The sequence below is a fragment of the Rhizobium sp. L43 genome, assembly GCF_002531725.1.
Classification (GTDB): domain Bacteria; phylum Pseudomonadota; class Alphaproteobacteria; order Rhizobiales; family Rhizobiaceae; genus Rhizobium.
The window spans coordinates 1-12,750 of the sequence record NZ_NWSQ01000033.1 but is presented as its reverse complement, the minus strand read 5'-3'; the positions used below and the strand labels follow the sequence as shown (position 1 = coordinate 12,750).

General features: G+C 59.2%; 9 protein-coding genes and 1 pseudogene. 7 read left to right on the top strand and 3 right to left on the bottom strand.

Annotation, left to right across the window (positions count from 1 at the left end):
- Nucleotides 1-1,221: a PLP-dependent aminotransferase family protein gene (locus CO667_RS29520; protein ID WP_097621716.1), complete on the top strand. Its 1,221-nt coding sequence runs from the start codon at nt 1-3 to the stop codon at nt 1,219-1,221.
- Nucleotides 1,222-1,352: 131 nt separating this feature from the next.
- Here the strand turns inward: CO667_RS29520 and CO667_RS29515 are convergent, their stop codons facing one another.
- Together CO667_RS29515 and CO667_RS29510 are read right to left on the bottom strand one after the other, a co-directional pair.
- Nucleotides 1,353-2,396, bottom strand: coding sequence for a DUF2278 family protein (locus CO667_RS29515; RefSeq protein WP_097621715.1), 1,044 nt, complete (start codon nt 2,394-2,396; stop codon nt 1,353-1,355).
- A gap of 94 nt (nt 2,397-2,490) precedes the next feature.
- Nucleotides 2,491-3,549 carry an aldo/keto reductase gene (locus CO667_RS29510; RefSeq protein ID WP_097621714.1) on the bottom strand — a complete coding sequence of 353 codons (1,059 nt, stop codon included), beginning with the start codon at nt 3,547-3,549 and terminating at the stop codon, nt 2,491-2,493.
- 275 nt (nt 3,550-3,824) lie between these two features.
- On the opposite strand from CO667_RS29510, the gene CO667_RS29505 reads away from it, so the two are divergent.
- Genes CO667_RS29505 through CO667_RS29495 form a run of 3 tightly spaced genes read left to right on the top strand, consistent with a single transcriptional unit; the run spans nt 3,825 to nt 7,511 of the window.
- Nucleotides 3,825-4,802, top strand: coding sequence for an ABC transporter substrate-binding protein (locus CO667_RS29505; RefSeq protein WP_097621713.1), 978 nt, complete (start codon nt 3,825-3,827; stop codon nt 4,800-4,802).
- A 7-nt stretch (nt 4,803-4,809) separates the two neighbouring features.
- Nucleotides 4,810-6,504 (top strand): iron ABC transporter permease, encoded by a 1,695-nt coding sequence (locus tag CO667_RS29500; protein ID WP_097621712.1) that lies wholly within the window; start codon nt 4,810-4,812, stop codon nt 6,502-6,504.
- A complete protein-coding gene (locus tag CO667_RS29495) occupies nt 6,492-7,511 on the top strand; it encodes an ABC transporter ATP-binding protein (protein WP_097621711.1) in 1,020 nt (339 codons plus the stop codon). Before CO667_RS29500 ends, CO667_RS29495 begins: the two co-directional genes overlap by 13 nt.
- Before the next feature lie 3 nt (nt 7,512-7,514).
- Here CO667_RS29495 and CO667_RS29490 read toward each other — a convergent pair whose 3' ends face one another.
- Nucleotides 7,515-7,721, bottom strand: a complete 207-nt coding sequence (locus CO667_RS29490; RefSeq protein ID WP_179874248.1) for a hypothetical protein — start codon at nt 7,719-7,721, stop codon at nt 7,515-7,517.
- Nucleotides 7,722-7,930: 209 nt separating this feature from the next.
- On the opposite strand from CO667_RS29490, the pseudogene CO667_RS29485 reads away from it, so the two are divergent.
- From CO667_RS29485 to CO667_RS29475, 3 genes and pseudogenes are all read left to right on the top strand, one after another.
- Nucleotides 7,931-8,131, top strand: a pseudogene (locus tag CO667_RS29485) (endonuclease); the annotation flags it as partial.
- A gap of 498 nt (nt 8,132-8,629) precedes the next feature.
- Nucleotides 8,630-9,256 carry a hypothetical protein gene (locus tag CO667_RS29480; RefSeq protein ID WP_097621709.1) on the top strand — a complete coding sequence of 209 codons (627 nt, stop codon included), beginning with the start codon at nt 8,630-8,632 and terminating at the stop codon, nt 9,254-9,256.
- Between the two features lie 27 nt (nt 9,257-9,283).
- A partial coding sequence (locus CO667_RS29475; protein WP_143540764.1) for a calcium-binding protein occupies nt 9,284-12,750 on the top strand: 3,467 nt, incomplete at its 3' end.

The following is a 12,750-nucleotide window of genomic DNA, read 5'->3' as shown; positions in this document are numbered from 1 at the left end:
ATGCTGAACTGGGACACGATGTTTGCGTCGCGCTCGTCGCGTATGCGCGCATCCGAAATCCGCGAGCTGCTGAAGCTTCTCGACCGGCCCGATATCATTTCCTTTGCCGGCGGCATTCCGGATCCGGCGTTGTTTCCGGCTGAGGAATTCCAGCGGGCCTACGCCGATATCTTCTCCGGCGCCGCCGTCAATTCGGCGCTGCAATATTCCGTCAGCGAAGGCTACAAGCCGCTGCGCGAATGGCTGGTCAGGCAGATGGTCGATCTCGGCATTCCCTGCGAACTCGACAATGTCTTCATTGTATCAGGCTCACAGCAAGGGCTGGATTATCTCGGCAAGCTGTTCCTGTCGCCTGGTGATACCGCGCTGGTGACATGGCCGACCTATCTCGGCGCGCTGCAGGCTTTCAACGCCTATGAACCGGCTTATGACCAGCTGACGCCGAACGGCAACCGGACGCCAGAGTCTTATCGTGCGGCCGCTTCCGCTGCCGGCGGCAAGGTAAAGTTCGCCTATCTCTCCGCCGATTTCTCCAATCCCACAGGCGAAACGGTCGACCTCGCCGGCCGCAAAAAGGTACTGGCGCTTGCCGAGGAGCTGGATATCGCCCTCATCGAGGATGCAGCCTACCAGTCGCTGCGGTATGACGGCGATCCCATCCCGCCGATCCTGGCGCTCGAGATTGCCGAGAAGGGCCATATCAACGATACGCGCACGATCTATTGCGGCAGCTTCTCGAAGACCCTGGCGCCCGGCCTTCGTGTCGGCTTCATCGTCGCCAATGCATCCGTCATCCGCAAGCTGGTGCTGATGAAGCAGGCGGCCGACCTGCATTCCTCGACGATCAACCAGATGGCGATATCGGATGTCGCCGAGCGCGGCTTCGATGCGCAGGTCGCCAAGATCAAGGCGGCCTACAGCCATCGGCGCGACTGCATGCTGGCGGCGCTCGAGAAATATATGCCCGAGGGCACGAGCTGGACGAAGCCGGAAGGCGGCATGTTCATCTGGATCACGCTGCCCGAGGGCATGGACGGCGCCAAGCTGCTCGCCAAATCGCTCGAAACCGCCAAGGTTGCCTTCGTGCCCGGCAAGGCCTTCTTCGCCGACGGTTCCGGCGTCAACACCTTCCGCGTCAGTTTCTCCTGCGCCAACGAACAGATGATCGAGGACGGCATCGGTCGGTTGGGCGCGCTGATTTCGGCGGAGATTGATAGCTGAGCAGGGTTAGGTGGCAAGCGGGACGCTGCCACGATTCTCTTCTCCCCGAGGGGAGAAGAGAGGAGCGCGCCGCTTGCCCTCCGTCACTCCTATAAGCGTTTCAGGTTGCAGTCAGCCAGAAAGAACGCCCATCAAAAGATCGTCGTCCAGCCCTCGTTTGCCGTCTCGCTCTTGCCGTAGCCGACCCGGTCGGCCACGGCGCCGTCGGCATTGCGCAGGATGATGTCGCCGCCTCTGTTGGCAAGCTGTGGGCCGCCGGCGGCGGCATCGAGCGCTATGGTGTGCAGCTCGCCCGCCGCAAGCGTTCCCGACAGCGTCTGGGTCCGGCCGTTTTCGTCCTCCAGTTTCCAGCCGTTGAGCGATGTCTCCATGTCGGAGCGGTTGATGAGCGTGACCGTTTCGGCTTCCACGCCGCCTGCGCCGTTCACCGGGTTGATCAGCGCGGCGATGATGCGCAGCGACGAGGCGACGACCGGCTGCGGCCGGCGGGTGCCTTCGCCGCGGCCCTGGCCGCCGCGGTTTTCGGAAACCGGATGGCCGGTCGCCGCATCGGTGTTCCAGTTCTGCGACTGGAAGCAGAGGAAGATCGCCGCCCATTCGTCGGTATCGTTGAAATGAACGAGCAGGGCGCCATCCTGGTTCGGTCCGTTGGTGGCCTTGAAGCTGCCGCCGTCGCCCTGGTTCATGTGGATGTCGTGGATGCCGTTGCCCGGCTCAAAACGGAAATACTGGTCCGGCTTCTCGTGCTCGGGCCCCCAAGCCTCCCCGAAGGCGTAAAAATGCACGTCGGTATCGGCAATGCCTTCCTGGACGATCGGCTCGATGAAATCGCGGAGATCATTCTTCGGGCCGGACAGTTGGAAGGGCGCGACATTCATGTCCTCGCGCTCGATCAGCCCGCCGCGAACATAATCGATCGCCAGCTCCGGATGGTCCTTGCGGATGTCGGTCAGGCCCATCGGCAGGGCTTCCAGCGCCTCGGTCAGCGCCCCGTGCTTGAAATCGACGATGTTGGCGTAGAGCAGGTCGTGCGGCGATTCCTTGGAGCGGACGTTGAGCGCGATGCGGTAGCTGACACCGTTCGCCTCGATGCGGATCTCGATATGGGGATCGTTGTCGTCGTCGAGGGCGAGTGCGCTCGCCGTACCCTTCAGGACCTTGTAATTCTTCAGCATGACGAACCTCGCGGGTTGAGCGGGGTCGCAAAGTAACACGGCGAAAGTGCATCTTTTGTGACGTCTGTCTTTCGCCGTGCAATGTCGCGGTGCGTTATTGCTGGATGTGCGGGCCGAAAAGCTCGAGATCGGCTTCGCCAAGTCTGTCGCTAACCGTATTCAGCTGGTGCCAGTAGGGATAGATCACCGGCGGCAGGCTGACGGCGTCGAGGCGCTTGCGCTCCTCGTCCGTGAGCTTCAGCTCAGCGGCGGCGATGTTGTCGCGGAACTGGGCTTCGGTGCGCCCGCCGATGATGACCGAGGTCACCGCCTTGCGGCCGATCAGCCACGCAAGTGCCACTTGAGCGGCGGAGACGCCGCGCTCCGCGCCGATTGCCACCAGCGTCTCGACGATGTTCCACAGGCGGTTCTCGTCGCGGATCGGCGGTTCGGTCCAGCCGGCGAACTGGCGCGTGCCCTCCGGGGCCGCCTGGTTGCGGCGGTGCTTGCCGGAGAGCAGGCCGCCGGCAAGCGGGCTCCAGACCAGCACGCCGAGGCCCTGGTCGATTGCGATCGGCAGCAGCTCGTATTCTGCGTCGCGGGCTTCCAACGTATAGTGGATTTGCTGGCTGACGAAGCGCTGGTACCTGTGCTCGTTGGCGATGCCAAGCGCCTTCATAATGTGCCAGCCGGAATAGTTCGAGCAGCCGACATACCGCACTTTGCCCTGTTTGATCAGGGTGTCGAGGGCTTCCATCGTCTCTTCGAGCGGCGTCTGGCCGTCCCATTCATGCACCTGATAGAGGTCGATGACATCAGTCTTGAGGCGTTTGAGGCTCGCCTCGCATTCGCGGATCAGGTGGTAGCGCGACAGGCCCTGGTCGTTCGGGCCATCGCCCATGCTGAAGCGGGCTTTGGTGGCGAGCAGCACGCCTTGCGGCCGCTTGCCGCCGAGCACCTCGCCGATGATGTTTTCGCATTCGCCTGATGAATAGGCATTGGCGGTGTCGAGCAGGTTGATGCCGGCATCGATGCACATATCGATCATCTTGCGGGCCTCGGAAACGCCGAGGTCGCCGACGGTCTTCGCCCAGCCGACGCCGCCGAAGGTCATCGTGCCCATGGTCAAAGTCGAAATCTTCAGGCCGGAACGGCCAAGCGAACGATATTCCATTGAAACTCCTCCTTCATCGAAACGTGATTGACGTACCGCGAAGCGGCACAATGGCAAATGGCAGGGTGTTCACGCCTGCGTGAGCCGCTTGCGCTTGTGCAGGCCGGCGTACCCATAGCGATTCCAGAAATTGGAGGCGTGATCAACCCATTGTCGACAGTGCGACAAGCCATAAAGGAGCGCGCTGAATCCAGGCCCGGCGGCAGCGGCCCGCTGTCACATCGCTGTAAAGGACCCCTAATAAGGGAGGGGTATCGAAATCGAGGATCCTTCCCATGAAAACGATCGTTTCCGCCGCAGCACTTGTCGCTGCGAGCCTTTTTGCCATTCCGGCTTCCGCCGCAAACCTCGTTCTCTACACCAGCCAGCCGAATGAAGACGCGCAGGCGACGGTCGATGGGTTCATGGCCGCCAATCCCGATATCAAGGTCGACTGGGTACGCGACGGCACGCCGAAGATCGTCGCCAAGCTGCAGGCCGAGATCCAGGCCGGCAACCCGGTCGCCGACATCCTCCTGATCGCCGACGTGGTGACGCTGGAGCGCCTCAAGGAAGACGGCAAGCTGCTCGCCTACAAGTCACCGGAGGCTGCTCAGTACGACGCCGCCCTCTATGACGCCGACGGCTATTATTACTCGACCAAGCTGATCACGACAGGCATCATGTACAACACCTCGGCGGCGATGAAGCCGACGAGCTGGAAGGACCTGACCAAGCCGGAGGCCAAGGGCCTCGTCACCATGCCGAGCCCGCTTGCCTCGGGTGCGGCCCTTATTCACGCCCAGACGCTCGCCGCCGTTCCCGGCCTCGGCTGGGATTTCTACAAGTCGCTCGCTGAAAACGGCGCAATCGCTGCCGGCGGCAACGGCGCCGTGCTGAAGTCGGTCGCCTCGGGCGAAAAGGCCTATGGCGTGGTCGTCGATTACCTGCCGATCCGCGAGAAGGCCAAGGGCGCTCCCGTCGAGTTCGTCTTCCCGAGCGAAGGCGTCTCCGCCGTCACCGAGCCGGTCGGTATCCTTGCCAGCAGCAAGAACGCCGAAGCCGCCAAGAAATTCGTCGATTACGTGCTCTCCGAGAAAGGCCAGGAGGGCTTCCTGAAGCTCGGCTATATCCCGGCCCGCAACGACATGAAGGTTCCGGAAGGTTTTCCGGCGCGCGATACCATCAAGATGCTGCCGATCAAGGCGGCCGAAGCATTGAAGAATGCCGATCAGGACCTCAAGACCTTCTCGGGCATCTACGGTTCGAACTGATCCTTTCATGCACGGATATGTCAGAACCGGAAACAGCCAGCCTGCCTGGCTGTTTCCTTTTGTCGTCATCACAGTCCTGATCCTCAGCGTGCTGCCGCTCGCCCGCCTTGCCATGGTCGGGATATCAGCCTTTGCCAATGGCGGCGTGATCGATGTGCTGAGCGCGCCGTCGCTCTGGGCGGCGACCTATTACACTGTCGTCACATCAATTCTGGGCACGATCATCTCGCTTTTCATCGGCTGCCTCTTCGCCTTCCTGCTGACGCTGACCGATATTCGCGGCAAGGGGCCGCTCAGCTTCTTCTTCGTGCTGCCGATGATGATCCCGCCGCAGGTGACGGCGCTTGCCTGGGTGCATATGTCGGGTCCATCAAGCCCGCTGTTGAAGGCGCTCTCGCTTGCCCCGCCGCTCGGCTCGCCGCAGCCGCTCTATTCGGTGGGCGGCATTGCGCTGCTCTATGGCGTGCAGCATGCGCCGCTGGTCTACCTCGCGCTCCGGGCCGGGCTGATGACGCTGCCGCGCGACGGCGTCGAGGCGGCGCGGCTGTCCGGCGCTTCCAGTCTGCGGGTGTTCAGCGATATCATCCTGCCCTTGTCGCTGCCCGGCATCATCGCCGGGGCGGCGATCTCCTTCGTCTCCTGCACCGGCAATTTCGGCATTCCCGCCATTCTCGGCATTCCCGCCTCGATCTTCACGCTGCCGACCTTGATCTTCACCAAATTCTCAGCCTTCACCAGCCGCACCTTCGGCGATGTCGCCGTGCTCTCGGCGATCATCGCCATCATCTCGGTCGTCGGGCTGATGATCCAGGACCGGGCGCTGCGCGGCCGCGATTACCGCGTCATCGGCCTGTCGGGCGCGAGTGCCGCCTTCGAACTCGGCGCCTGGCGCCTGCTGTTCACACCGCTGCTCTGGGTCATCCTGTTCTTCATGCTGGCTGCACCCTTCTTTGCGCTGGTTGCCGGCGCGCTGGTGCCGGCCTATGGTGTGCCGCTCACCTTCAAGACCATGTCGCTGCATGCCTTTCAGGAGATCCTGTTCCGGCAGGCGGTCACGCGCACGGCCTTCGTCAATTCGCTGTCGCTCGCCAGCGCCACCGCCGTTGGTCTCCTCATGATGACGGTGCTTGCGGCCTATGCCCTGACGCGGCGCAGGGACGCGCTGTCGCGCATCGTCTCCAGCCTGATCGAAATACCTTATTCGCTGCCCGGCATCGTCATGGCGGTGTCCTTCATCCTCGTCTTTGCCGCGCCGATCCCGCTCCTCAACGTCTCGCTCTACGGCACGATCTGGATCATCCTGATCGCCTATTTCTCCTCCTTCTTCGCCGTCAGCCTGAAGCCCGTGGTCAGCGCCTTCCATCAGCTCGATCCGGCGCTGGAAGAGGCCGCACGGCTTTCCGGCGCCGGCTTCTTCCGCCGGCTTTTCGATATCATTGTGCCGCTGATTGCGCCGGCCGCCGGCGCTTCCGTCATCCTCGTCTTCCTGATCGCCTGCAACGAGCTGACGATCTCGGCACTGCTCTGGTCGGCCGGCACCCAGACGCTCGGTGTCGCCATCTACAATCTCGACGACAGCGGTAGCTCGGATCTTGCCTCGGCGCTCTCGGTGCTTGTCGTCCTCATGGTCGTCGTCATGATGCTGTTGCTCGAGTGTCTCGCCAAACGCCTGCCGAAAGGGGTGGTCCCATGGCGCAACTGATCCTCAACCGGGTGGCCAAGGATTTCGGCACCGGGCGGGCCGCCGTCAGCGATTTTTCGCTCGATGTGCGTGAGGGCGGCTTCCTGGCGCTGCTCGGTCCTTCCGGCTGCGGCAAGACGACGGTGCTGCGGATGATCGCCGGTTTCGAGACGCCGACCGATGGCTCGATCCATCTCGGCGAGCGGCTGCTGGCCGACGCATCTCAGTCGCTGCCGCCTGAGAAGCGCAACATGGCGATGGTTTTCCAGTCCTATGCGCTGTGGCCGCATATGAGCGTCGCCGACAATGTCGGCTATCCCCTGAAAGTGCGCGGCATATCAGGCGAGACCTACCGGGCGAAGGTGCGCGATGCGCTTGGCACCGTCCGGCTTGCCGATTACGCCGAGCGGCGGCCGACCGATCTCTCCGGCGGCCAGCGCCAGCGCGTGGCGCTCGCGCGCTGCCTGGTGACCTCGCCCGACGTCGTGCTGCTCGACGAGCCGCTTGCCAATCTCGACCGGCACCTGAAGCAGGAGATGGAGGAGACGTTCCGCGAGTTCCACCAGCGCTCGGGTGCTGCGATGATCTACGTCACCCACGACCAGAGCGAGGCGATGGCGCTGGCAACCGACGTCGCCGTCATGTCGGAGGGCCGGCTGCTGCAGGTGGCGTCGCCGGCCGAAATCTACGCCCGGCCGGAAGGGCGCATCGTCGGCGGGCTGATCGGACGCGGCGCGATCCTGACGCTGCCTGTCATGGGCGGCGAACGCCAGCTGGAGTGGGACGAGCTTGAGGATGCGCTCCAGGCCGCCAATACCGACGGCGTCGATATCCTGGTGCGACCGGAGGATGTGATCATCGGCGGCGAGGGGGCTCCCGCGATTGTCGAATCCGTGCTTTTCGAGGGCGAGCGCTACGCCGTCAAACTCACGCTCGGCAACGGCCAGACGCTGCGCGCCTATAGCCGCGTCGTCGTCGAGGCCGGTGAAACCGTGCACGCCGTCATCCGCGCCGGCTGGCGGCTTTAAGCCTTACGAACCTTCAAGAAGAAGCAGGCCTTCTTCAGTCCAGCTGTCACCTTGAATATCCGACTTAACGAAACCGTAGGAGGCAAGGACTTCGATCGCTAGCTCGCCGGCGTGCATCGCTTTGTGGTCCAGAAAGCCATTGCCGCGGCTGAGGTATTGCTCGCACATCCACGCCAGCGCTTCCAGGATCTCTTTCTCTTTGGGGGTCATGATTTTCGCGACTCCAGAACATCCAGAATTCATAAGCAATACAGAAGACATTACATGACTGTTCTAACCGCTGCCACCGCTCGTCGAGCTGACACACAGCTCACTGCGTCCGGGATGCAAGCGGGTGGTTATTCGCATATTTCTTGCGTCCGCCACCTTTTCCTGCGGCAATTGCCGGATAAGGTACGGTCCGCAACCGGACTCCTGCCATGTCGCTTCGCCTCGCCACCTTCAATGTCGAAAATCTGCTGACCCGTTTCGATTTCACCGGCTTTCGCAACCAGCTGCGCCAGGACCGCGTCATCAAGCTTTTCCAGGTGTCGAGCGAGGGCGTCTACCAGCAGCTCGAGCAGGCCCGCGTGATCGCCGCGACCGACGACACGCGGCAGATGACGGCGCTGGCGATCGCTATCTAACGTCAGATAAACTTCCACAGGCCGTAGATCGAATTTGGCAACAAGTCTATTAAACTTCTCTCGCTCTTAGAAATTCGCGCACGTTAACCTTGGTTAAAGTTCGTTTTTGTTTGATGTAAATACAATCGTGCTCCTACGAGCATATATTTAGTCATCATAACTTTATCAAAATCTTGGCTATTAATACATTTCCGGACCGTTCTTCGAGTGGTGGTATTTCACAATGTGTTGCAAATTCTGGTTGACATCGTAACTATAATTCATCATGAATTGTGATTGTAATTGCAAATGCGAGTGGGGGAGGCGTGTTTGTAGTTTTATTTTCTTTGCGCTGAAGTATCGTTTCCGGAAACAACTGTCTGAAATCAAGAGATGCGTCGTCACGCAGCGCATTCGCGTGCGCATGATTTGTGAGCAATCCCGCTTTACCCCGGCTGTTATTCAGGATTTTGTCGGTGCGGATGTGAGCTGAAGCAGGAGATTATTGCAGCTATGACGCAGTCTCAAAGCGCACGAGTCTGGGCCAGCCGCGCCTTCATGGATCCAACGCGGATCAAGGGGTTTACCGCTGATCCGTTGCCAACGGGCATGAGCCTCGGCCAGATGGCCGAATTGAATCAAGCCGGCGAGCCGATGTCTGCCGAGCATTTTCCAACCGAGATCTTTGCCATATATCCGGACAAGAAGGAAAAGAAGCAGGCTGATCTCGTGCTTGCTGCCGGTGCGGTGGTGGTTTCGGCGGCCTGCGCGGATGTGCTGCGGCAATTCGATCTCGGCCATTCCTCGCTCTATCCAATCAAGCTTTTGCAGCATGACCGCAAGACGCCGGTCGAAGGCGAGTATTTTTGTCTCAACATCGGGGAGCGCAAGGATACGTTCCTGCGCGAGCACTCGCCGCTCGTAAGGGTGCTCGGCAGTGGACGTATGAGGATGCCACCCAACCTGCACGACGACGATGTGGTCGTCAGCCCGGCCGCGTTAGAGGGGCCTGACCTGTGGGTGAGTCCACCGTTGATCCGCATGTTTTTCCTGAGCGACCGTCTTACGCAGGCTCTGCGAGCGGCAAAAATGGGTAGGGTCTTTGGTTTTCGTGCCTGCCGCGTCGTCAAAGCAGACTAATTGGGGCTCTCTGAGGGGGACAGATAAATGGCAGTGCCTTTTGCATTCCAAATACATCATATCTTTCCCGTGGAATTGTTGCTTGACCCGACGATTGCCGAACGGCTGGCATCGTTGCTTGCCGAAACTAATTTCACAATGGATATGGCTGGCAACGAGATCGCACTTTTCAGCGATCCCCAAGACGCGGCCTATGTGCGGGCACTCACAGGCGTGGATGGAAAAAATATTTACTATGAGAGCGGTTTCGGGAGTTCGCTGCACATAGGTAGCCATCCAGGTTACACCCAATTTCTAATCTTAGAGATCGATACGATTTTAGATTCGAGCGCTAGCCCCCAAACGCAGCTCGCTAAAGTGTACAAACTCCATTTCTTTGCAAGACAGTTGAGTCAAGGACTTGTCACTATTGAAGGACAGACCCTGGGCGTGATGGGCACGACTGAGTATGCGGCTAATCTTGCCAGCGCATATGACAGTTGGACAGTAACTGACACCTCATTGGAAGCCTACATTACCGGGCTGGATAGGACGTTGACGGATGTCGGGGTGGATCACAATTTGCAGGCACGGCTGGATGCGGTCACTTCTTTAATAAACCATGCGCATGACGCCGGCCATCTCACAATTGATCAATATAATATAGCAATCTCCCGCATTTCGACGGTGCAACTCGGTCTCAGCGAATCGGGGGGGTATCAAAATGATCTGAGTGGGCAGATTGAGGCTAACAAGGCTATAACGCAGATCAGTATTGTCGCGAATTTTGAGGTCAAGAATAACCTCGGCAGCGATGTAAGTATAAAGGAATTCTTGTCGTATTACATCACGAACTTTGCGGTATCGGAGGATGGATACCTCGATGCCAACCAGTTCGACAAGGCGATGGCAGACATTTCGAATTTCTCGAATCTGTTGGCGGGTGTTTCCGACAGACTGCCCGGCGATCTGTCTCATCTTGACCAGGCTACTATCGACCGGATGGCAGCAATTCTCGATAGTAAGCTTGTTGGGCTGGGCGGCGGGCTTCTGGGCGACACAGTGGAATTCCTCAATCTGTCTTATGACGCCATCAAAACCGGTATACAGACCGGGGACTGGAGCGATTTGGTAGGGGTCATCGCCAACTATGGCGTTTCGGCGGCTCTGAGCGCTGTGGCAATAACGACCACGGTTGCTATTGCAGGCGAGTTTTCTGTGGCCGCCGCAGCCGTTGTAGCAGCCGCCTGGGCAGTCGGTGGCGTTATCGATGCGATTTCCAACGGCGCGCAGTTGCTCCATAAGATTCTAACGGACCTTGGGCTACTCGATCCCAATGATCTGCCTGGGTGGTATACGGCTCTCTCCTTGCTGTTCAATCCGCCTTCCTGCGAACCTCTTGTCATTGATCTGGACGGGGACGGTATCGAACTCACAAGCCTTGGTGCCTCAACGGCCTACTTCGACCTTGACGGCGATGGCTTCGCTGAACGGACTGGTTGGGTTGGACCAGATGACGGGCTGTTGGTCTTGGACGAAAACGGAAACGGGCGCATTGATGATATCGCCGAGTTGTTTGGTTCCCAGACCTCCTTTGGATATCAGGAGTTGCGTCTCCTCGATAGCAATGGCGACAATGTCATCGATGCAAACGATGCCGCGTTCCATTCCTTGCAGATATGGAAAGATGCAAACGGCGATGGTTCGTCGTCGTCCGACGAGCTTCACTCCCTGACGGACTACGGTGTCAGGTCCCTTAGTCTTGAGGCTTCTCCTTCCGGAGCAATGTTAAGTGGCAACAGGGTTCTCAGCACAAGCCACGTCACCTGGAACGATGGTGCCGTAACACAATCCGCCGAAATTGTATTTGCACTTTCGCAGTTTCAAAGCAGCTACATTGTGCCAGAGAACTTCGCATACAGCGCTGACGTGTATGATCTGCCGAAGCTTGCCGGCTACGGCGACGTCCCCGGCTTGTGGGTCGCGATGACGCAGGATAGTTCGCTCAAGGCCGAGGCCCAAGCTTTGATCGAGGTCGCCCGCAGTGGCAACTTCAGCGAATTCCTCGGCGGGATGGACCATCTTCTCTTCAATTGGGCGGACGTCGAGAACGTTCAGTGGATGGAGGAAATCGACAATCTCCTTGTTTATTTTGCCTACGATCCCGACAAACTGGCCGATTATCTCGGGGATGGATACGGAAACTCCTCCAGTCCACCGATACCTAAGGGATACGTGTTCTCACCGGAAAACATAGATCCTGGAAAGCTTCATGATTGGTTGGAAGAGAACAATCTGGCTTTGGCACCAGGCTCGTTCGCGAACGGCCTTGGTCTTAAAGGAATGATACTGAACCCAACAGCAACGTTCACCTCTTCAGGTGGACGGGGTGGGACCCAAATCTTCCTTTCGCCAAGCGACGAGGAAGACGAACTTCCCTCCATTCCCGCTCCGGCACTGGCCCTTCTGCAAAAAATGATGGGCCAAGACTATCGCATCGCGGGCAATTTCATAGCCCCCGGATCCATTATGGTTGGAGAACCAACCTCCCAGAACGCGACGGCGCTGATGAAATCGTTCTCGGAGTTGAAGGATTATTATACTGCTCACTTCCTCGCTCAATCTGCTTGGTCTGTCATCGCGCGGGAAGGGCTCGGAGCAGACCTGGGTTCACTCGCACCGTTCAAACATATTTTCATCAACCCGCTGAACCAGCACATTTGCGGGGATGTCAGAAGCTTCGCACTTCAACTAGTTGAGATGTTCAGATCCCATAGCTTGGGCTCAGACTCCAGCGCGCTCGCGCTTCTGTCTGTATTTAAAGATGAAATGCCGTCGCTGGCATCGCAGGTCGTAGAGCTATTCGATGACATTGATCGCTCCTTCATAGTCGAAGCATTCGACCTGAATTCGATTGTCGAGGGAACGAATGATGGAGAGTCGCTGAGCACTAGTGTCGCTGCCCTTATGGCAGGTCGTGATGGCAACGATAGTCTGACAGGCAGCGGCGGAAACGACACGCTGTCAGGTGGCAGAGGCGATGACAGTCTCTTTGGACTGAACGGCAATGACACTTACGTCTATGCCCGCGGTGACGGCAACGATACGATCACGGAGGCTGCCAACAAAGGCACCGCCGATATGCTGAGGCTCATCGATCTGAACCCGTCCGACGTTACCCTGGCAAGCAACGGCAATGACGTCACCTTTATTATCGCCGAAAGCGCAGCGGGTGCCGGTGACGCTGGTTCGGTGCTGGTGAAGGATACCGTCGACGACTGGTTCAGCCAAGGCATCGACCAGGTGGTCTTCGCCGACGGCACCGTGTGGAGCCGCTCTGACATTCGCACTAGGCTGCTCGATCAGGCGGGCACTGCCGGTAACGACAACATAGCGGGCTTCAACACAGCCGACAGGCTCATTGGCCGGCGGGGTAACGACGCCTTGAATGGCGGAGATGGAAACGACACTTATGTCTATGCCCGCGGCGATGGCAACGACACGATCACGGAAGC